19 protein-coding genes and 2 pseudogenes are annotated in these 19,832 nt (G+C 75.9%); 14 read left to right on the forward strand and 7 right to left on the reverse strand.

Translation table 11 applies throughout. The annotated features are described in order from the left end of the window. A pseudogene (locus ECOMGDLI_RS34580) lies at positions 1–1,100 on the forward strand (hypothetical protein); the annotation flags it as partial. Between the two features lie 22 nt (positions 1,101–1,122). Here the strand turns inward: ECOMGDLI_RS34580 and ECOMGDLI_RS10780 are convergent. Beyond that, positions 1,123–2,199 carry a GNAT family N-acetyltransferase gene (locus ECOMGDLI_RS10780; protein ID WP_088316841.1) on the reverse strand — a complete coding sequence of 359 codons (1,077 nt, stop codon included), beginning with the start codon at positions 2,197–2,199 and terminating at the stop codon, positions 1,123–1,125. Between the two features lie 136 nt (positions 2,200–2,335). Between ECOMGDLI_RS10780 and fdxA the strand changes: the two genes are divergently transcribed. The 3 genes from fdxA (at position 2,336) to ECOMGDLI_RS10795 (ending at position 5,379) form a co-directional block, all read left to right on the forward strand. Then, on the forward strand, positions 2,336–2,662 hold the full coding sequence (fdxA, locus tag ECOMGDLI_RS33770) for a ferredoxin (RefSeq protein WP_143447641.1): 327 nt from the start codon (positions 2,336–2,338) through the stop codon (positions 2,660–2,662). Further along, on the forward strand, positions 2,659–3,771 hold the full coding sequence (gene dapC, locus ECOMGDLI_RS10790; RefSeq protein ID WP_198954757.1) for a succinyldiaminopimelate transaminase: 1,113 nt from the start codon (positions 2,659–2,661) through the stop codon (positions 3,769–3,771). The genes fdxA and dapC overlap by 4 nt, the downstream gene beginning before the upstream one ends. Before the next feature lie 315 nt (positions 3,772–4,086). Next, positions 4,087–5,379, forward strand: coding sequence for a citrate synthase (locus ECOMGDLI_RS10795; protein WP_088316843.1), 1,293 nt, complete (start codon positions 4,087–4,089; stop codon positions 5,377–5,379). A gap of 87 nt (positions 5,380–5,466) precedes the next feature. Here the strand turns inward: ECOMGDLI_RS10795 and ECOMGDLI_RS36280 are convergent, their stop codons facing one another. Both ECOMGDLI_RS36280 and dapD read right to left on the reverse strand, forming a co-directional pair. Further along, the gene (locus ECOMGDLI_RS36280; RefSeq protein ID WP_088316844.1) at positions 5,467–6,423 is read right to left on the reverse strand and encodes a hypothetical protein; all 957 of its coding nucleotides are present in this window, start codon (positions 6,421–6,423) and stop codon (positions 5,467–5,469) included. Positions 6,424–6,498: 75 nt separating this feature from the next. Further along, positions 6,499–7,515: a 2,3,4,5-tetrahydropyridine-2,6-dicarboxylate N-succinyltransferase gene (gene dapD / locus ECOMGDLI_RS10805; RefSeq protein WP_088316845.1), complete on the reverse strand. Its 1,017-nt coding sequence runs from the start codon at positions 7,513–7,515 to the stop codon at positions 6,499–6,501. Positions 7,516–7,626: 111 nt separating this feature from the next. Here dapD and dapE point away from each other — a divergent pair, with 111 nt between their 5' ends. Continuing rightward, positions 7,627–8,715: a succinyl-diaminopimelate desuccinylase gene (gene dapE / locus ECOMGDLI_RS10810; protein ID WP_088316863.1), complete on the forward strand. Its 1,089-nt coding sequence runs from the start codon at positions 7,627–7,629 to the stop codon at positions 8,713–8,715. Between the two features lie 146 nt (positions 8,716–8,861). On the opposite strand, the pseudogene ECOMGDLI_RS36780 reads toward dapE, so the two are convergent. Then, positions 8,862–10,824 (reverse strand): annotated as a pseudogene (locus tag ECOMGDLI_RS36780) (GGDEF domain-containing protein); the annotation flags it as partial. Positions 10,825–11,361: 537 nt separating this feature from the next. Between ECOMGDLI_RS36780 and ECOMGDLI_RS10820 the strand changes: the two are divergent. From ECOMGDLI_RS10820 to ECOMGDLI_RS10830, 3 genes are all read left to right on the forward strand, one after another. After that, positions 11,362–12,138 (forward strand): TIGR00730 family Rossman fold protein, encoded by a 777-nt coding sequence (locus tag ECOMGDLI_RS10820; RefSeq protein WP_088316864.1) that lies wholly within the window; start codon positions 11,362–11,364, stop codon positions 12,136–12,138. 102 nt (positions 12,139–12,240) lie between these two features. Next, positions 12,241–12,498, forward strand: a complete 258-nt coding sequence (locus ECOMGDLI_RS10825) for a hypothetical protein (RefSeq protein ID WP_143447642.1) — start codon at positions 12,241–12,243, stop codon at positions 12,496–12,498. A 29-nt stretch (positions 12,499–12,527) separates the two neighbouring features. Then, positions 12,528–13,136, forward strand: coding sequence for a TIGR00730 family Rossman fold protein (locus tag ECOMGDLI_RS10830; protein ID WP_088316848.1), 609 nt, complete (start codon positions 12,528–12,530; stop codon positions 13,134–13,136). 9 nt (positions 13,137–13,145) lie between these two features. Here ECOMGDLI_RS10830 and ECOMGDLI_RS10835 read toward each other — a convergent pair whose 3' ends face one another. Both ECOMGDLI_RS10835 and ECOMGDLI_RS10840 read right to left on the reverse strand, forming a co-directional pair. Continuing rightward, positions 13,146–13,811: a hypothetical protein gene (locus ECOMGDLI_RS10835; protein WP_088316849.1), complete on the reverse strand. Its 666-nt coding sequence runs from the start codon at positions 13,809–13,811 to the stop codon at positions 13,146–13,148. Positions 13,812–14,008: 197 nt separating this feature from the next. Beyond that, the gene (locus tag ECOMGDLI_RS10840) at positions 14,009–14,821 is read right to left on the reverse strand and encodes a hypothetical protein (protein WP_088316850.1); all 813 of its coding nucleotides are present in this window, start codon (positions 14,819–14,821) and stop codon (positions 14,009–14,011) included. 263 nt (positions 14,822–15,084) lie between these two features. Here ECOMGDLI_RS10840 and ECOMGDLI_RS10845 point away from each other — a divergent pair, with 263 nt between their 5' ends. The 5 genes from ECOMGDLI_RS10845 to ECOMGDLI_RS10865 are packed head-to-tail and all read left to right on the forward strand — an operon-like array spanning position 15,085 to position 18,510. Beyond that, positions 15,085–15,471, forward strand: a complete 387-nt coding sequence (locus tag ECOMGDLI_RS10845) for a DivIVA domain-containing protein (protein ID WP_088316851.1) — start codon at positions 15,085–15,087, stop codon at positions 15,469–15,471. Between the two features lie 3 nt (positions 15,472–15,474). Continuing rightward, positions 15,475–15,942: an SRPBCC family protein gene (locus ECOMGDLI_RS10850; protein WP_088316852.1), complete on the forward strand. Its 468-nt coding sequence runs from the start codon at positions 15,475–15,477 to the stop codon at positions 15,940–15,942. Continuing rightward, a complete protein-coding gene (locus ECOMGDLI_RS10855; RefSeq protein WP_088316853.1) occupies positions 15,939–16,565 on the forward strand; it encodes a DNA-3-methyladenine glycosylase I in 627 nt (208 codons plus the stop codon). Before ECOMGDLI_RS10850 ends, ECOMGDLI_RS10855 begins: the two co-directional genes overlap by 4 nt. Further along, a complete protein-coding gene (locus ECOMGDLI_RS10860; protein WP_143447643.1) occupies positions 16,562–17,842 on the forward strand; it encodes a hypothetical protein in 1,281 nt (426 codons plus the stop codon). The genes ECOMGDLI_RS10855 and ECOMGDLI_RS10860 overlap by 4 nt, the downstream gene beginning before the upstream one ends. Further along, positions 17,839–18,510 (forward strand): hypothetical protein, encoded by a 672-nt coding sequence (locus tag ECOMGDLI_RS10865; protein ID WP_088316855.1) that lies wholly within the window; start codon positions 17,839–17,841, stop codon positions 18,508–18,510. The genes ECOMGDLI_RS10860 and ECOMGDLI_RS10865 overlap by 4 nt, the downstream gene beginning before the upstream one ends. A 2-nt stretch (positions 18,511–18,512) precedes the next feature. Here the strand turns inward: ECOMGDLI_RS10865 and ECOMGDLI_RS10870 are convergent, their stop codons facing one another. Beyond that, the gene (locus ECOMGDLI_RS10870; RefSeq protein ID WP_369812737.1) at positions 18,513–19,295 is read right to left on the reverse strand and encodes an enoyl-CoA hydratase/isomerase family protein; all 783 of its coding nucleotides are present in this window, start codon (positions 19,293–19,295) and stop codon (positions 18,513–18,515) included. 283 nt (positions 19,296–19,578) lie between these two features. Between ECOMGDLI_RS10870 and ECOMGDLI_RS10875 the strand changes: the two genes are divergently transcribed. Then, complete coding sequence (locus tag ECOMGDLI_RS10875; protein ID WP_088285672.1) at positions 19,579–19,746, forward strand: DUF3117 domain-containing protein; 168 nt, start codon at positions 19,579–19,581, stop codon at positions 19,744–19,746. Positions 19,747–19,832 lie beyond the last annotated feature (86 nt).

Consider the following 19,832-nt stretch of genomic DNA (forward strand, 5'->3'; position numbering starts at 1 on the left):
ACGCGGGCTGGACCGCGGCCGCCGCCCGGGTCGCCGAGGCGCGCGACGAGGTGGCGGCGCTGCGCCGCGGGCTCGACGCGGACGCCGCGGCGGTCGCGGACCTCGGCCCGCAGACCGAGGCGCTCTCCGCCGACCTGCCCGACGCCCGCGCCCGGGTCGGTGCGATGACCGAGCAGGGCTTCCGCGTCGAGGAGAGCACCGCCGTCCTCGACACCGCGACCGCGGACCTGGCCCGGTCCCGCACCGACCGCGAGGCCGGGAGCACGATCACCGCGGCCCGTACGGTCGTCGCGGCCCGCGAGGCGGTCCGGGCCGCGGTGGCCGCCGCCGAGGGGCTGCCCGCCCGCCGCGACGCGGTGCTCGCCGCCGCCGCAGCGGTCGCCGAGCAGCTCGACGCCGCCCGCGCGGCCGCGGCCTCCGCCGGGGACCGCTTCGCGCACCTGCGGGACGGCTACGACGAGTCCTGCTGGGCCGACCTCGCCACCGGCGCGGAGGACGCGCCCGGCCTCGTCGACCGGGCCACGGCCGGCGTCGAGGACGCCCAGGTCGCGGCGTCGATGCGAGCGCAGCGCTGGGCGGACGCCGAGGCGGCCGCGACGTCGGCCCGGGACGGGGTCGAGACCGTGCTCGCCCTCGCCCGGACGGTCACCGAGCGGGTCGCGGCGGTCGAGCAGGCGCGGGCCACCCTGGCGGCGCGCCGGGACCGGGCGGACGCCGTCCAGCAGGACGCCGCCGAGTACGTCTCGCGGCACCGCCGGGACGTGCCCGGCGAGGTCGCCGACGCCGTCGGCGCGGTCGGGGCCCGGCTGCGCGACGTCCGCGACGGGCTCGCCGCGCCGCGCCCGGCCTGGCTGCGGCTCGAGGTCGAGGTGGCCCGCGCCGAGCGTGAGATCACCGCAGCCGTCGCCGCGGCGCGGGACGCGCACGAGCGGGCCGAGCGGCGCCGCCGCGACGAGGAGGCCGACCGCCACCGGCGGAACAGCCACGCGGCGGGCGGTGCCGCGCTGTTCTCGTCGCACTCCTCGCACTCGTCCGACTCGTCGCACTCGTCCGGCTCGTCGGGGTCCGGCTCCATGGGCGGCGGGTCGTCGTCCTGGTGACGGGTCCGGCCGGGCGGGCGGCTCAGCGCCGCGGGGCCCGGACGTAGTCGTACCGGTGGTGCGGGGCGAACCCGGCCGACAGGTACAGCGCCTGCGCGGCCGTGTTCGTCTCGGCGGTCTGCAGGTACGTCGAGAGCGCACCGCGCGACCACGCCCAGCGGGCCACCGCGCCGAGCAGCACGCGGGCCAGCCCCCGGCGCCGGTAGGCCGGGTCGACCTCGACGGCGGTCACCCCCGCCCAGCCGGCGCCGACCGAGCCCCGCGCGCACGCCACGGTGCGCGCGCCGTCCCGCACCGACCAGAACGCCTGCTCGGGTGCCGAGAGCAGCAGCCGGACGGCGTGCTCGGGCAGGTCCTCGCCCTTGTAGCGGTACGTCGCGCACCAGCCCGCGTCCGGGGCGTCGGCGACGTCGAGGGTGAGCCCCACGGGCAGGTCCGCCCCGCCGCGCAGCTCGGCCGTCGGGGCGACGAGGACGAGCGCCGAGGCACCCTCGACGACCTGCCAGTCGTGTGCGGTCACGAGGGCCAGCGCCCGCGCGGCCGGGCTCGCGCCGTCCGTCCCGTCGCCGTCGTCGGGGACGCCGCCCTCGACCGGGCCCGCGACGCTCAGCTGGGCGGGCAGTCCGCGGGCGGCGAACCAGTCGTGGACGAACCCGAGCGCCTCGTCGTCGCCGACGCCGGGGGCGCCGAGCGGCACGACGCAGTTCGCCCGGTTCGTGAAGCCGTCCGCGGCGCGCAGCCACCAGCCGCCCAGGCGCACCTGGTCGGCCGGGTTCCAGTGCAGCGCCATGACGGCGACGAGGTCGGTCACCGAGAGCGCGAGGTGCGGGGGAGCGGGCCGGGAGGCGCGCGGCGGCACGACCTTGCCGGCGACGACGTCGCTGCGCAGCACCCGGACCTCCCCGCGCCGGGTGCGGACGACGAGTGCGACGTCGGTCACACCGACGAGGTCACCGAGCGCGTCCGTCAGGCCACCGCCTGCGACCCGGTAGCGGACGACGACCCGCTGCCCCGCCCGTGCGAGCCACACGTCGTCCCGATCCGTCCCGACCCCGGTCCTGCCGCCGGTCCCGGCGTCGTCCCCGCCGTCCGCACCCACGCCGACCCCTCCCGTTCGCTTCTGCGGACCTGCGTGCGCAACGGGTCCCGGCGTCCGCGATACTAGGGCGCGACCCGCCGGTGGTGGCTCGCCGGCCGCATCGCCGGGCGGAAGGCCCGGCCCGCTAGGAGGACTCGTGACGTACGTCATCGCACAGCCCTGCGTCGACCTCAAGGACAAGGCCTGCATCGAGGAGTGTCCGGTCGACTGCATTTACGAGGGTGAGCGGTCGCTGTACATCCACCCCGACGAGTGCGTCGACTGCGGCGCCTGCGAGCCGGTGTGCCCCGTCGAGGCCATCTACTACGAGGACGACGTCCCCGAGCAGTGGAAGGACTACTACAAGGCGAACGTCGAGTTCTTCGACGACCTCGGTTCGCCCGGTGGTGCCGCCAAGCTCGGCGTGATCCCCAAGGACCACCCGGTGATCTCCGCGCTCCCGCCGCAGGGCGAGGGGCACTGACCACGACCGCGTCCGCACGGACGGCGCTGCCGGACTTCCCCTGGGACCGGTTGGCGCCGTACGGCGAACGAGCGCGCGCGCACCCCGGCGGCATCGTCGACCTCTCGATCGGCACGCCGGTCGACCCGACGCCGGCCGTCGTCCGGGACGCGCTCGTCGCGGCGTCCGACGCACCCGGGTACCCGCAGACCTACGGCACGCCCGCGCTGCGCGAGGCGGTCGCCGGCTGGTTCGCGCGGCGCCGCGGCGTCCCGGGCCTGGACCCCGACGGCGTCCTGCCGACGATCGGCTCCAAGGAGCTCGTCGCGTGGCTGCCGACGCTGCTCGGGCTCGGGCCCGGCGACCTCGTCGTCCACCCCGAGGTCGCCTACCCCTCGTACGACGTCGGCGCCCGGCTCGCCGGCGCGACGCCCCTGCCCGCGGACGGCACGGCCCAGGTCGGGCCGGCGGCCTCGCGGGTCGGGCTCGTCTGGGTGAACTCGCCGTCGAACCCGACGGGCCGGGTGCTCGGGGTCGAGCACCTCGCGAAGGTCGTCGCCTGGGCCCGCTCGGTCGGCGCCGTCGTGGCGAGCGACGAGTGCTACGCCGAGCTCGGCTGGGACGTCGAGGACATCCCGAGCATCCTCGACCCGCGGGTCTGCGGCGGGTCGCACGAGGGCCTGCTCGCCGTCTACTCCACGTCGAAGCAGTCCAACCTCGCCGGGTACCGGGCGGCGTTCGCCGCCGGTGACCCGGTCCTCGTCAAGCGGCTCCTCGAGGTGCGCAAGCACGCCGGGATGATGATGCCCTGGCCCGTGCAGGAGGCCCTGCGGGTCGCGGTCGGCGACGACGCGCACGTCGCGGAGCAGAAGGAGCGGTACCGCGCGCGGCGCGAGGTCGCCCGGGCCGCGCTGCTCGGCGCCGGCTTCACCATCGACCACTCAGAGGCCGGCCTCTACCTGTGGGCGACCCGCGGCGAACCCTGCTGGGACACCGTCGACCGGCTCGCCGCCCGCGGCGTCCTCGTCGCACCCGGCGCCTTCTACGGCGCGGCCGGCGCGGAGCACGTCCGGGTCGCGCTCACCGCGACGGACGAACGGATCGCGGCCCTCGCCGAACGACTCGCCTGAGCGCCCCGCCGGAGCGCCGGTGCAGCGGGCCACCGGTTCGTCGGTGCGCCGTGGTGAAGTCGGGGCGCGACGCTGCCGATGAGGTGTCGGGGTGATGCCGCCGGGCGGTCGTGGGGCGACCGATCGGCGACCGGACACGCCGCGCGACACGCCGTCCGGCGAGCGGTGCGACCGGTCACATGCGTCACATGCCCCCTGAATGGTGCAGGGAGATGTCAGGAAGGTAGCGTCCCTGTCTCAAGGGGTGACGACCCGCGAGGCGCGACCGGCGCCGGCGATGCCCACCCGCCCCATGAGCATCCTCGAGGAGCGTGCATGTCCGATCCGCAGACGGTGAGCCTCCACCACCCCGGAGGCGCGCTCGACCTGCCTGTCGTCCCCGCGACCGTCGGGGGATCGGGCGTCGAGACCTCGTCCCTGCTGAAGTCCACCGGCTACGTCGCGCTCGACCCCGGGTTCGTGAACACCGCCTCGTGCACCTCGCAGATCACGTACATCGACGGCGACGAGGGCATCCTGCGGTACCGCGGCTACCCCATCGAGCAGCTCGCCGGGAAGAGCACGTTCCTCGAGGTGAGCTACCTGCTCATCTACGGCGAGCTGCCGACGGCGACGCAGCTCGAGGAGTTCGACCAGCTCGTCCGCCGCCACACGATGCTCCACGAGGACCTCAAGCGGTTCTTCGACGGCTTCCCCCGCGACGCGCACCCGATGCCGGTGCTGTCGAGCGCGGTGAGCGCGCTGTCGACGTTCTACCAGGACAGCCTCAACCCCTTCGACGCCCAGCACGTCGAGATCTCGACGATCCGGCTCCTCGCCAAGCTGCCGACGATCGCGGCGTACGCGTACAAGAAGTCGGTCGGCCAGCCGAACCTCTACCCGGACAACAGCCTCGGGCTCGTGGAGAACTTCCTGCGGCTCACGTTCGGCTTCCCGGCGGAGCCGTACGACCTCGACCCGGACATGGTCAAGGCGCTCGACCTGCTCTTCATCCTCCACGCCGACCACGAGCAGAACTGCTCGACGTCGACGGTCCGGATGGTCGGCTCCTCGCACGCCAACCTCTTCGCCTCGGTCTCGGCCGGGATCAACGCGCTCTTCGGGCCCCTGCACGGCGGCGCCAACCAGGCCGTCCTCGAGATGCTCGAGAAGATCAAGAACAGTGACGACGACGTCGACACGTTCATGCGCAAGGTGAAGAACAAGGAGGACGGCGTCCGCCTCATGGGTTTCGGCCACCGGGTCTACAAGAACTACGACCCGCGCGCGGCCATCATCAAGAAGACCGCGGACGACATCCTCCACAAGCTCGGCCAGCGCGACGAGCTGCTCGACATCGCCATGCGCCTGGAGGAGATCGCCCTCTCGGACGACTACTTCATCGAGCGCAAGCTGTACCCGAACGTCGACTTCTACACGGGCCTCATCTACAAGGCGATGGGCTTCCCGACGAAGATGTTCACGGTGCTCTTCGCGCTCGGCCGGCTCCCCGGCTGGATCGCGCAGTGGCGCGAGATGATCGAGGACAAGCAGACGAAGATCGGTCGCCCGCGGCAGGTCTACACCGGGGTCGCCGAACGCGACTACGTGGCGCTCACCGAGCGCTGACCGCCTGCGGCACAAGCACTTCGCACCACGGCACGTCCCGACGGCGCCCCTCGCCCGCGAGGGGCGCCGTCGTGCGTCCGGGTGCCGTCAGGCGACGTGGACGACGACGGTCCCGGCCGGCGGACCGTCCGTCAGCGCGGCCCAGCCGGCGTCGGGGCGGTCGCGACGCCACTGCTTGCCGTCGACCTCGACGGCGGTGACGGCGAGCGCGTCGGCGCGGGCCACGGCCCAGTGCGCGAGGCTCCACGCCGTCCGGGTGCCCTCCCGCCCGGCGAGGGTGAACCGGACGGCGGTGCCGGCCTCCGGCGCGGTCGCGGCGACCTCGGGGTCGGCCTTCCCGGTGCGACCTGTCTCGGTCTTGGCGGCCTTGACGAGGGCCGTCGCGCGCGCGGTGAGACCGTTCGCGCCCGGCTCCTGGGCGGCGACGTCGGCGGGCCGCAGGACGCACTCGAACGCGCCGGGGGAGTAGCCGGACAGCGCCGACGCGAGCGCCCGCGCCTCCGGCTCGTGCTGCTCGTACGCGCTCGGGTAGGCCGACCGCTGGACCTTCTGGGCGGCGTCCGTGATCGGCAGGCTCTGGTAGCCCTCGACCTTGACGAGCACGTCGTAGAACGCGTTGCTCGCGTAGACCGGGTCCTGCACCTGCTCCGGCGTGCCCCAGCCCTGCGACGGGCGCTGCTGGAACAGGCCGAGGGAGTCCCGGTCGCCGTAGTCGATGTTGCGCAGCTTCGACTCCTGCATGGCGGTCGCGATGCCGATCGTCGCCGCCCGGGCGGGCAGGCCGCGGCGGACCGCGATCGAGGCGATGACCGCCGCGTTGCCGGCCTGCTCGGGGTCGAGGTCGCCCATCCCGTCACCGACGAGGGCCGTGCAGTACTCGCGCACCGGGATCGAGCCCACCGAGCCCCGCAGCCAGGCCCAGCCCGCCGCGACCGACCCGACGAGCCCGAGCAGGACGAGCCCGACGAGCACCGGCCGGCCGTTGCGGCCGCGCCGGCGCGCGGGCGGCGCGGGCCGGGCCCCGGGGAGCTGGGTCGTCGTCATGCGGTGCGGTCGTCTCGTCTCCGTCGGGGGCAGGTCCTCATCGGTCCAACGCCGGGCGGTGCCCGGTGGTTCGCGTCAGTCGTTCGCGTGCAGGGCGGCGTTGAGGCTGAAGGACTTGCCCTCGCGCGGGACGGCCTCGATCGCCCCGGTGAGCGAGTTGCGGCGGAAGAGCAGCCCGTCGGCGCCGGACAGCTCCGCCGCCTTGAGGACGCGGGAGTCCGGCAGGAGGTTCACCTTCGTGCCCGCGGTGACGTAGCAGCCGGCCTCGACGACGCAGTCGTCGCCCAGGCTGATGCCGATGCCCGCGTTGGCGCCGACGAGGCTGCGCCGGCCGACGCTGATGACGTGCTGGCCGCCGCCGGACAGGGTGCCCATGATCGAGGCGCCGCCGCCGATGTCGGAGCCGTCGCCGACGACGACGCCCGCCGAGATCCGGCCCTCGACCATCGACGCGCCGAGCGTGCCGGCGTTGAAGTTCACGAAGCCCTCGTGCATGACCGTCGTGCCCGGTGCGAGGTGGGCGCCCAGACGCACCCGGTCGGCGTCCGCGATGCGCACCCCGGTCGGGACGACGTAGTCGGTCATCCGCGGGAACTTGTCGACGCCGAAGACCTCGACGCGACCGCCGCTGCCGCCGCGCCCGCCCGCCCCGGCGGCCGCGCGCAGGCGCAGCCGGGTCGCCTCGAAGTCGTCGACCGGGCAGGGGCCGAAGCTCGTCCAGACGACGTTGACGAGGACGCCGAAGATCCCCGTGAGGTTCTGCCCGTGCGGGGCGACGAGCCGGTGCGAGAGCAGGTGGAGCCGCAGGTACGCGTCGGGGACGTCCGCCGGCGGGGCGTCGAGGTCGACGACGGTGCGGACGACGGTCTGCCGCACCCGGCGGTGCGGGTCGACGCCCTCGAGCGCGGCGAGCTCGGCGGGGACGGCGTGCGGGCCGGCGTCGGCCGGCGAGCCGAGCGCGGGGGCCGGGTACCAGGTGTCGAGGACGACGCCGTCCTCGGTCGTCGTGGCGAGGCCGAAGCCCCAGGCCGTGCGGCTCGTCGCCGGGGCGGCGGGCGCCTGCGGGCTCGTCACTTCGGTCACGTCGGTCATGCCCAAAGCCTATGCGGCACGCCCGGCCGCGCCCGTCATCGGGTGCGGTGATCGTCTCGGTCCGCGGACGTCCTCACGGGCGTGCGCACGGCGGGCCCCTACGCTGGGGCGGTGACGACGACGACGTCCCCACGGCTGGACCTGTCCATCGACGCTGTCGCCCTGACCCGGGCGATCTGCGACGTCGAGTCGGTGAGCGGCAACGAGCGCGAGCTGGCCGACGCCGTGGAGGCGGCCCTGCGCGAGCTGCCCTGGCTGGAGGTGCTCCGCGACGGCGACGCGATCGTCGCGCGGACGAACCTCGGCCGGGCCGAGCGGGTCGTCGTCGCGGGGCACCTCGACACCGTCCCGGTCGCGGCGAACCTGCCGACGTGGACCGAGGGCGAGGGCGAGAGCCTCGTGCTCCACGGGCGCGGCACCGTCGACATGAAGGGCGGGGTCGCCGTCCAGCTCCGGGTGGCGGCGACGACTCCCGAGCCGACCCGGGACGTCACATGGGTCTTCTACGACCACGAGGAGGTCGAGGGCTGGCGCAACGGCCTCGGCCGGCTGACCCGTGACCACCCGGACTGGGTGGCGGGCGACTTCGCCGTCCTCTGCGAGCCGACCGGCGGCGCCGTCGAGGGCGGCTGCCAGGGCACGATGCGCATCGACATCACGATCCCCGGCGTCGCGGCGCACTCGGCCCGGGCCTGGATGGGCCACAACGCGATCCACGACGCGGGGCACGTGCTCACCCGGCTGCAGGCGTACGACGCCCGCGAGGTCGAGGTCGAGGGCCTGGTGTACCGCGAGGGCCTCAGCGCGGTCGGGATCCGCGGCGGCATCGCCGGCAACGTCGTCCCGGACCTGTGCGTCGTCTCGGTGAACTACCGCTTCGCCCCGGACAAGTCCGTCGAGGACGCCGAGGCGCACCTGCGCGACGTCTTCACCGGCTTCGACGTCATCGTCACCGACGCCGCCCCCGGCGCGCACCCCGGCCTCGACCACCCCGCCGCCGCCGCGTTCGTCGCGGTCATCGGCCGCGAGCCGCGGGCCAAGTACGGCTGGACCGACGTCTCGCGCTTCAGCGCCCTGGGCATCCCCGCGGTGAACTACGGCCCCGGCGACCCGAGCCTCGCGCACCGCGACGACGAGCACGTCCCCGCGGTGCAGATCTACGAGTGCGAGCGCGTCCTGCGGGAGTGGCTCACCGCCTGAGGCGTGCCCGCCGCCGGCGGCTCAGGTGAGCGGCGTCCGGTGCGCCGCGCGCCGGCCCGACGCGGAGTCGAGGTCGATGACCGCCGGACGGCGGGCGCCGCGGGCCGGGGTCGGCAGACCGGCCGGGTCGGTGAACGGGGCCGGCNGCGACGACGGGGCGGACGACGGGGCGGACGACGCGTGGGCGGGTGCGCCGTGCGCGGGCGCCGGCGGGTACTCCGGGAGGGCCGGCGAGGCGTGGTCCGGGGCGTGGTCCCGGGCGCCGTCGAAGGCGTCCGCGGGGTCGTCGGAGGGCGGGCCGAGGGCGCGCCGTCCGCGGCGCGGGGACATCAGGGGCAGCGCGCCGGTGATGACCGGGACACCCGGCGCCGTGACGTGACTGACCGCCTCGTCCATGGTCTCCGCGGTGTCGAGGAGGTCGGCGACGAGCGCGGCCTGGCCGAGCGGCGGGGTCGGCGGGAGGCCGTCGAGCAGCGGCAGGCCGCGCGGCGCCGTCAGCGTGCCGCCCCGCTCGACGTGCCCGGCGAGCCCGGTGTCGCCGGCGGCGGCCGTCATCCCGCGCAGGACCGGCAGCCCGGACGTGATCGGCAGCCCGTGCGGCGGGGTGCGCCGGGGCGCGGTGAGCGGGTCGGAGGGGCCGTCGTCCGCCGAGGCCCACGCGCCGTCCCAGCCGGCGTCCCAGCCGCTGCCCTCGCCGGCCTCGACGGCGGTGAGGTCCACGCTCCCGGGCAGGACGACGACGCGCGGCTGGTCGTCGCGGGCCGGCTCCCGGTCCGGCGGGGCGAGGGTCGGCCCGGGGGCCTCGCGGAGGGCGACCCGTCGTCCGCCCGACTGCCAGGGGTTCTGGTCCCGTGAGTGCGGCCGCTGCCGCTTGGCCTCGAGCAGCGCCTCGTCGGCGCGCCGGAACAGCTGCTCGGCGTCCCGCTCGGGCCGGCGCCCGGTGAGCGACCACAGCGCCGCGCAGCCCGTCGTGATCCGGACGTCGAGCCCCTCGGCGAGGTCGCCCCACGGCATGTCCGCGATGGCGTCGGCCATCCGGCCGGCGACCTGGCGGGCCTCCTGGTCGCCCGTGCGCGGCAGGAGGACGACGAACTCGTCGCCGCCGTAGCGCAGCAGCCGGTCCCCGACGCGGAGCTGGGCGGACAGCGACCCCGCGACGCGGCGGAGCACCTCGTCGCCGACGACGTGCGTGAACCGGTCGTTGACGCCCTTGAAGTCGTCGACGTCGACGAGCACGAGCGACATGGGCAGCGGTGTGAACCGCAGGGTCTGGCGCAGGTCCTCGTCGAGGGCGCGCCGGTTGCCCACCCCGGTGAGCGGGTCGGTCCGGCTCTCGGTGCGCAGCGCCTGGTGCTCCAGGGCCTGGCGCGCGGTGTCGGTGACGAGGTCCATGCCCTGCCAGCCGAGCCGCACGAGCAGGTCGGTGAGCCGGTGCAGGACCGGGACGACGTCACCGCCGGCGTGGGTCTCGAGCCACAGCCGCTCGCGGGCCCGGCACACCTCGAGCACGAGGTGCGGCAGCGCCGCCGAGCCGTCGTGGCCGGCGTCGTCGAGGCTGCGCGCCGTCGCGATCGAGCCGACGAGGGCGTGCGCGTGCATCGCGGCGAGCCGGACGACCTGCCGCTCGAGCGGCGCGAGGTCGGTGGGGTCGCCGAACGCGTCCTGGCCGAGCAGCCGCAGGGCCTCGGACGGCCGGCCGCGGTACGCCGCGGCGAGCGCCCGGACGCCGTCCACGGTCCGGCGCAGCCGCGGCGGCACGACGGTGTCCTGGAGCGCGTTCACCCGGTCGGCGACCTCGACCGCGCGTTCGAGGAGGCGGTGGTCGGGCTCGCCGGCGCCGCTCGCGAGCGGCTCCATCGCCCGGCCGGCGAGCTCGGTCGCCCAGCCCGCCCAGTGCGTCGAGCGCACGACCGGCAGGAGCAGGTCGGTGAGCCCGTCGAGCCGGCCGCGGACGTCGTCCAGCCGGTCGACGAGCCGCAGCCGGGCGAAGGCGGTGGAGAGGGTGTCGAGCAGGCGCGCCCCCGCGACGCCGTCGACGGCGTCCCCGAGCTGCTCGAGGTCGACGCGGGCCAGGTCGGCCATCGCGGCGCCGACGTCACCGGCCTCCATCCGCAGGTTCGCGCGCAGCGCGCAGGCGGTCGCGGCGTAGATCGGGCAGCGGCGCTCGACGGCGGCCCGCTCGAGGGTGTCGCAGCCGGCGACCGCGTCGGCGACCGGCACCCCGGCGAGCCGCTGGAGCCGGACCCGCCCGTAGAGGCCGAGGAGCAGGGAGTCGGCGTCCCCGGCGTGCTCGAGACCCGGCAGGACCTCCTCGAGGCGCCGCAGAGCCTCCCCGGTGTCGCCCCAGCGCCCCTCGGCGAGAAGCTCGTCGAGGTCCGGCGGCAGGGGGGCGCCCGGGGGGACGTCCTCCGGCCAGGATCGCACCCGAGCACAGTAGCGGGTGGACAAGCGCCCCAGACGCCCCGTGACCGTACGGATACGGACGAACGGCCTACGGACGACGACCGGACGACGCCCGGGCGGGTCCGCTGGTGCGCGTCGGGGGAGCGGGCCTAGCGTCGTGGTGTGAGCCAGCCGACCCCGCCGTCCGTCCCGTCGTCCGCCCCGCCGCCGTCGCGACCCGTCGCCGCGGGCGACCCCTCGCACCTGCGCGACTACCGGAAGGGGCCGCTCACCCTGCGGCGCGGGCAGGTCCCGGGGTCGACGACGGACCAGCGCCTCCTCGACACCGCGGGCTCGAGCGACTGGGTGCACACCGACCCGTGGCGGGTGCTGCGGATCCAGGCGGAGTTCGTCGAGGGCTTCGGCGCGCTCGCCGAGCTCGGGCCGGCGATCAGCGTCTTCGGCTCGGCCCGGACCAAGCGGGACCACCCCGACTACGCCGTCGCCGAGCGGCTCGGTGCCCGCCTCGCGCAGGAGGGCTTCGCGGTCATCACCGGCGGCGGCCCCGGCGCGATGGAGGCGGCGAACAAGGGGGCCTGCGAGGCCGGTGGCGTCTCGGTCGGGCTCGGCATCGAGCTGCCCTTCGAGCAGGGCATCAACGACTGGGTCGACATGGCGGTGAACTTCCGCTACTTCTTCGCGCGCAAGACGATGTTCGTCAAGTACGCCCAGGGGTTCGTCGTGCTGCCCGGCGGCTTCGGCACCCTCGACGAGCTCTTCGAGGCGCTCGTCCTCGTCCAGACGCACAAGGTCACCGAGTTCCCCATCGTCCTGCTCGGGAACGGTTTCTGGACCGGGCTGCTCGACTGGATCCGCGGGCCGCTCGTCGAGCGCGGGATGATCTCCGTGCCCGACCTCGACCTCGTCCGGGTCACGGACGACGTCGACGAGGCGGTCGAGATCATGGCGTCGTCGGCCGAGCAGCGGGCGCGGGAGGCGGCCTCGATGGAGGCGTCTGTCGGCTCTCCGCCCGAGGGCTGACCTCCACCCTTCGGTCACTTTTAGTGCCTCTAACGTCACGATCTGCTGATCAGTGACCTCCAGCCTCTTTACGTGGGCTTGACGGAGGCCCACAGTGGTCCCATGTTCGTGACGCCCGTCCCCTCGCAGGGGGACATCTTCGTCGGCCGCGATGCGGTCGGCCGGACGTTGCGCGTCAGTGCCCACCCCGAGATGGACCGGGTCGTGCTGTCGATCTGGCAGGAGGGGCGCTGCATGGGCACCCTGCGCCTGGCCTCCGAGGACATCCCGGACCTCGTGCGGACGCTGACGGCCGCGGTCATCCCCGAGGAGCAGCCCTACTGGCTGGCCGGCGACCAGGGCCAGGCCTGGGCGGGATAGCCGCACCGGCTCACCCGTAGGCTCGCGGCATGGCCAGGGTCTGCGTGTTCTGCTCGTCGTCCGAGCGCATCCATCCGGCGCACGTCGAGCTCGCGCGCGAGGTCGGCGCCGAGCTCGCCCGCCGCGGGCACGACCTCGTCAGCGGCGGGGGCCGGGTGTCGATGATGGGTGCCGTCGCGGGCGCCGTCCGGGCCGGCGGCCGGCACACGCTCGGGGTCATCCCCGAGGCGCTCGTCGGGCTCGAGGTCGCGGACGTCGACGCCGACGAGCTCGTCGTCACCGCGGACATGCGCGAGCGCAAGGGCCGGATGGACGCCGCTGCGGACGCCTTCCTCACGCTGCCCGGCGGGATCGGCACGCTCGAGGAGCTGCTCGAGGTCTGGGTCGCGGGCACGCTCGGGATGCACGACAAGCCCGTCGTCGTGCTCGACCCGGGCGGGGTGCTCGCCGGGCTGCGCGACCTCGTCGACAAGCTCGTCGCCCAGGGCTTCGTCCGACCGGCGGCCGCCGCGGGAGCGGTGTGGACGTCGACCGTCGGCGAGGCGGTCGACGCCGTCGAGGCCGGGATCGAGGCCGCGCGGGGCGGGGGCGCGCACGCGCGACCCCTCGCCGAGGAGGTGCTCGAGGCCGAGGCCTGAGCCCGCCGCTCAGCCCTGGAGCGCAGCCCCGGACGCCGTCGTCGCGGGCGACGGCGTGGCCGTGCCGCCCGTGCGGCCGTCGCCCCGGCCGTCCCGCGGACCCGCGGGCCGGACGCCGAGCATGCGGGCCGTCGGGTCGCCGCTCGTCGGCCGCGGACCGGTGACGAGGACCTCCGCGCCCTGCGCGACGTCCGCGAGGGTGCCGGCGGCCCCGTCGCGGCCGGGGCCCGGGCGGCCCGCCCGGACCGTCGTCCCCGCGGTGACCTTCCACGTCGTCGTGAAGCCGTCGCTGCTGCGCACGGTGACGCCGCCCGCGGTCTTCGCGGTCACGGTGCCGCGCTGCACCAGGAGCGTCTCGGTGCCGCCGCCCGCCTTCTCGACGACGACCTCGCCGTGGAGCATGCGCCCGGCGCCGAAGCCACCGGCACCGAAGCCACCGGCACCGACGCCACCGGGACCGAAGCCGGGGAGGCCCTCGCGCCGGTGCCCCCGCCGGTCGCCGTCGCCGCGGTGCCCGGGCCCGTCCGGCGACGCCGCGGGCCGGGTCGGCTGGGCGGACGGCGACGTGGACGACGCGAGCGCACCGGTCGCGGCGAGGGTGCCGGCCGCGACGCCGCCGCCGACGAGCAGGCCGGCGGCGACGACGAGGCCGATGACGGTGCGGGGTGCGCTCATGCTCCGAGCAGCCCTTCGGGTCGTGGTGGCCGCCGCAGGAGCGCGACGACCCCAGGAGCATGCAGGTGCACGCTGTGAGGAGCCTGTGAACCTGTCCGCCTGTGAACCTGTCTGCCTGTGCACCTGTCCGGCGGGCCCGGGGACGGTCGCGTCGCCTCCGACGCGGGCGACCGCCCCCGGGGGTCGGTGCGCGCCGGTCAGACGGTCGTGCCGCCGCTGCCCGACGGGGGGTCCGACGGCGTGTCCGACGGGGTGCCGGACGGGGTGCCGGACGGCGTGTCCGACGGTCGGTGCGGCACGCCCGTCACCTGCACGAGGGTCGCCGTCCCGGCCGCCTCGGCCCCGTTGCCGACGACCGCGACCCGGTACCCCGGCAGCACGCCGGCGAGCGAGAGCACCCGCGGCCCGCGCTTGGTCACCTTCTTCACCCGGGCCGCCGGATCGACCGTCCACGTCCCGACGAAGCCGTCGGCGGAGCGGACGACGAGGGTCGACGTCGCGACGTCGACCGAGACGACCTCGCCGCGCTGCACCGTCCAGGCCCGGGCACCGCTGCGGGTCTGGGTCGTGAACGCCCCGTGCAGGACCCCCGGCCAGGGCCACCACAGCTTCGCGGCCGAGCCGTGCGACGCGGCCACGACGGTGAGGTCCGCCGGGTCCGCCGTGGACGGCCCGGACAGGTGCTTCGGGGCGAGCGCGAGGTGCTTGGGCGCCGCCGCGCTCGGCCCGAGGTGCTTGGGGGCCGCGGCGCTCGGCCCGAGGTGCTTGGGCGCGATCCGCAGGTGTTTCGGCGCCCCGAGGTGCTTGGGGGCCGCGGCGGCCGCCGCGCCGGTCCCGATCCCGCCGAGGGCGACGACGACGGCCAGCACGACCGCCGCCCGTCGCCGGGTCGTGCCGGGGAGGCGGAGCACCCGCGGCGCGGGCTCCTCCCGGTGCCGCGGACCGGCCGCGCGGGCCGTGCCGTGAGCGGTCGCGTGCTCGATCTTCTCTGGCGCTGTCTCCACCGTCATCAAGACCTCCTGGGACCTCGTCGGGCGTCAGGGGACGGGGCCCACCCTGTGCAGTGACGCTGGGTACCTCAAGAAATCCGAGGAGTAATCACACGACCGGCGGCAGACACTTTCGGCCGATCCGGACACCGGTCACGCAGGGCGACCGGGCCCCGGTCGGCCGTCCTCGCCACCCGTGCGGCCGCCGGGTCACCCGGCCGGGTGCGGCGTCCCCGGCCCGGACGGCGAACCGCTCGGGCCCCGGACGTGGCAGCATCGTCCCCGTGACGCTCCTGCTCACCCTCCTCGTCCTCGCGGTCGCCGTCGCCGTGGCCGCCGTCGCGACGGGCCGGATCACCGGCGGCCTCGACGCCCCGGTGTCGTCCCTGCCCGCGCGTCCGCTGCCCGACGACGGGGAGATCGGCCCCGCCGACGTCGAGCGGGTCCGGTTCTCGCCGGCGCTGCGCGGCTACCGGATGGAGGAGGTCGACCGCACGCTCGACCGGCTCGTCCTCGAGCTGGCGCGCCGCGACGAGGTCATCACCGGGCTCCGGCACCGCCTCGGCGAGCCGGCCCCGGCCGCGGCCGACCAGGTCGTCGCGGACGTCCCGGCCGCCTCGGACGACCCCGCGGCGGCGTCCCGCCCGGGCCACCGCACCCAGGAGGCCTGACCCGTGGCGCACGTCGTCGTCGCGGTCGACGTCGCCGCCCCGGTGGGCCCCACCTGGGACGCCATCACCGACTGGCCCGGTCACGGCCGCTTCGCGCCGCTGACGACGGTCCGGGTCACGACCCCGTCGGCGACCGGGGCGGGCACCCGCTTCGTCGCCCGGACGGCGCTCGGCCCGCTCGGCTTCGACGACCCGATGGAGGTCGTCGAGTGGTCGCCGCCGGCCGGCGGGTCCGCCGGGCACTGCGTCGTCCACAAGCACGGGCGGCTCGTCCTGGGCACGGCGCGGATCGACGTGACGCCACGCCCCGACGGCGCGAGCCGGCTGTCCTGGACGTACGACGTCGAGGTCGCGCCCGTCCGGCTCACCCGGCCCTTCGCCCCGCTCGTCGCCTTCGCGACCCGGCTGGGCCTGGGGCGGGTGCTGCGCACCGTCGCCCGTGACGTCGAGCGCGGGCAGGCCGCCCGGTGACCGACGGCACGCAGCCGGCCGGTGCGTCGTCCGGCCTCGTCGTCGGCGACGACGGGCTCGCCCGCTGCTCCTGGGGCGCCTCGACGCCCGACTACGCCGTCTACCACGACGGCGAGTGGGGCCGGCCGGTCCGCGGCGAGACGGCGCTCTACGAGCGGTTCACCCTCGAGGCGTTCCAGTCCGGGCTCTCCTGGCTGACGATCCTGCGCAAGCGCGAGGGGTTCCGCAGCGCCTTCGCCGGCTTCGACGCCGAGCAGGTGGCGCGGTTCGGCCCGGACGACGAGGCGCGGCTCATGGCCGACCCGGGGATCGTCCGCAACCGCGCGAAGGTGGCCGCCGCGATCACCAACGCGCGCGCCGTCCTCGCGATGCGGGACGCCGTCGACGGCGGGCTCGACGCGCTCGTCTGGTCGTTCGCGCCGGACCGCGCGACCCGCCCCGCACCCGCCGTCCTCGGTGACGTCCCGGCCACGACGCCGGAGTCCGTCGCCCTGTCGAAGGCACTCAAGCGCAACGGGTTCGTCTTCGTCGGCCCGACGACGGCCTACGCCGCGATGCAGGCGTGCGGGCTCGTCGACGACCACCTCACGGGGTGCCACGCCCGGGGTGCCGGATGGCGGTGACGAACCGGACCGACGGGACCGGCGGGCCCGGTCGCCCGGAGCCGGCCGAGGGCGGCGCCCTCCCCGCGGCGGACGGTCTGCGGGCCGACCTGCAGGCGCGTTCGGACGCCCTGCGGATGCGGTGGCTCACGCTGCCGCCCTGGGCGCAGGTGCTCCTCGTCTTCGTCGCGACCCGGCTCTTCGCGTTCGTCGTCGTCGACCGTGTCGCGCGGTTCCAGCCGGAGAGCATCTGGAACCCGGCGGACCCCGGCTACCTCGGCGTCGTGAGCCTCTGGGACGGCGACTGGTACCGGCGGATCGCCGAGGGCGGCTACCCGGCCGCGCTGCCGCGCAACGACGCCGGGCAGGTGCTCCAGAACCAGTGGGCGTTCTACCCGCTCTTCCCGGCCCTGGCCCGCGTGGTCATGGAGGTCACGGGCGCGTCGTGGGCGGTCGCCGCGACGGCGGTCGCGCTGCTCGCCGGGGCGGCCGCCGTCGTCGTCCTGCGCAGCCTCATGGCGCCGCTGGTCGGCGACCGCCTCGCGCTGTGGACGGTCGTGCTCTTCTGCTGCTACCCGGCGGCCCCCGTCCTCCAGTTCGCCTACACCGAGTCCGTCGGCGTCCTGCTCCTCGTCGGCGTGCTCTGGTGCCTGCAACGGCACCGGTACCTGCTCGCCGTGCCGGTCGTCCTGCTCGTCGGCGTCGCCCGGCCGATCGGCGTCCCGCTCGCGGTCGTCGTGGGCCTGCACGTCCTGCGGGTGCTCTGGCGGCACCGGGTCGAGCCGGTCGCCCCCTCCCGGGTCGCGGCGATGTTCGCGACGACGGCCGCGGCCGGGGTCGCAGCGATCGTGTGGCCGGTCGTCGCCTGGGTCGGCACCGGGGAGCGCGCGGCCTACACCGACACCATGAGCGCGTGGCGGGTCGGCCACGAGATGCACGTGTTCCTGCCGTGGATCACGATCTCGCGCTACGTCCTCGGCTACTGGGTCGGCCCGCTCGTGCTCTCGCTGTGCGTCGCCGCGCTCGCGGTCTGGGTGCTCGCCGGCTCCTCCCGCGTCATCGGGTTCGACCTGCGGGTCTGGTGCCTGGCGTACGTCGGCTACCTGCTCGCCGTCCTCGACCCGTTCACGAGCCTCGCGCGCTACCTGCTGCTGCTCTTCCCGCTCGGGGCGCTGCTCGCCTCGGCGTCGCCCTCGGGGGCCTACCGGCGTGCGCTCGCCCTGGCCTTCCTCGCCGGGCAGGTGGTCTGGGTGGCCTGGCTCTGGCGGTTCGTGCCGCCCGCGGACTGGCCACCGTGACGGGCACCGAGCAGACCGACGCCGCCGCCGTCCGCGACGCCCGTTCCGGGCTCGTGACGGCGGCCGTCGTCGTGCTGCTCGTCCTCGTCGGGCTCGCCGGCCGCGCCGCCGTCGAGCGCCTCGGCGCGCCCCCGGTGTCGGTGGCCGACGCCCGGCTCGAGGGCGAGGTCTGGACCATGCCCGTCGGGCAGGTCCAGGGCTTCCTCGCGGCCCGGGGCGTCGAGGCGACGGTGCCGGACGACGGCGGCGGCCCGAGCGTCGTGGCCCGGGTCTCCTGGGCGCCGCACCCGACCTCCTCCGACGTCCGGTACGCGCTCGTGCTCGGCGACCGCGACGGTGGCGCGGGCGAGGTGAGGTACGTGCTCGGGGCGGCCGCCGACGAGGCCGGGGCGTCCTCCGGCAGCCCGTTCGCGCCGCTCATGCAGAGCCGGGACTGGCTGCGCGGCAACCGGGCCGTCGACGTCGGCGGCGGTTCCTGGACCGAGTACTACAGCGTCGCGACCGTCCGGACCGGTGCCCCCCGCGAGGTGTGGCTCGTCGGGCACGTCGTCGACGTCGCGGCCTCCCGCCCCGGTCGGGTCGTGCGCTCCGCCGAGCCCCGGCCGGTCGTCGGGGTGGCACTCATGGTCGGCGACCGGGTCCGCTGGGTGCGGCGCGTCGCCGGCTGACGTCAGCGGCCCTCGAAGACCGGCTTCTCCTTGGCGAGGAACGCGGCGACCGCGGCCGCGTGGTCGGCGCTCGCGCCGGTGAGGTCCATGAGCGTCGCCTCGTGCGCGAGGGAGTCCTCGAGGCCGTGGGTCGCGGAGTACGCGACCGCGCGGCGGACCGCGCCGTAGGCGAGCGTCGGGCCGGCCGCGAGCCGGCCGGCGACCTCGGCGACCCGGGCCGGGAAGTCCTCGTCGGGGACGACCTCGGTCGCGAGCCCCAGCTCGAGCGCCTCCTGGGCCCCGACCGTGCGCGGCATGAGGAGCAGCTCCTTGGCCTTCGCCGCGCCGACCAGGCGCGGCAGCCACCACGAGGCACCCGAGTCCGCCGAGAGGGCGATCGCGGTGAACGCGAGGTTGAACCCGCCGGACGCCGCGACGATCCGCAGGTCGGCCGCGAACGCGAAGGCCGCGCCGGCGCCCGCGGCGACCCCGTTGACCGCCGCGACGACCGGCTTGGGCATCGTCGCGAGGGTGAGCGCGATCGGGTTGTAGTGCTCGGGGACCGTCCGCCACAGCGCCTCGTCGCGGGTCTGCTGGAGGCGGACGTGCTCGCGCAGGTCCTGCCCGACGCAGAACGCCCGGCCGGTCCCGGTGAGGACGACGCAGCGCACGGCGTCGTCGTCCGCGGCGGCGAGCAGGGCGTCCCGCAGGGCGACCTTCGTCGGGGTGTCGAGCGAGTTCATCGCGTCCGGCCGGTCGATCCGGACGGTCCGGACCCCGCCCGCGTCGGAGGTCACGACGGGCAGGGGCCCGTCGCCGGCGGGGGAGGGCTGCGCGCTCGTCACGGCAGGAGAACCTACTCCCCGGACGCCCCCGCGGGGCCGTCCGGACGTGACAACGGTCACTCGTGGGGAGCGGTCACTGCGGGTAGAGGACTCGCGGGGAACGGCAGGGCGTTTCGCCTGGGGACCCCCGCACGGGATAATAGGCAGGATCACGCTGCGTACGGGTGCCGAACATGCGGCATGTCCGGCTTCGTCCGGGGTGCGCAGGCGCTCGTGCGGCACCGAACAAGGAAGGGGATGGCGCATGGCGGCCATGAAGCCGCGGACCGGGGACGGCCCGCTCGAGGTCACCAAGGAGGGGCGCGGCATCGTCATGCGCGTCCCGCTCGAGGGCGGCGGTCGGCTGGTCGTGGAGATGTCCGCCACGGAGGCTGGTGAGCTCGGCGACGCCCTCAAGGCGGTCGTCGGCTGACGTACCACTGACGAACCGTTCCCACGGGCCCGGTGCCGACCTCGGTCGCACCGGGCCCGTCGCCGTCCCGGTGCGCCCGCCGCCCC

Source organism: Kineosporia sp. R_H_3 (assembly GCF_002198675.1).
Lineage (GTDB): Bacteria > Actinomycetota > Actinomycetes > Actinomycetales > Kineosporiaceae > R-H-3.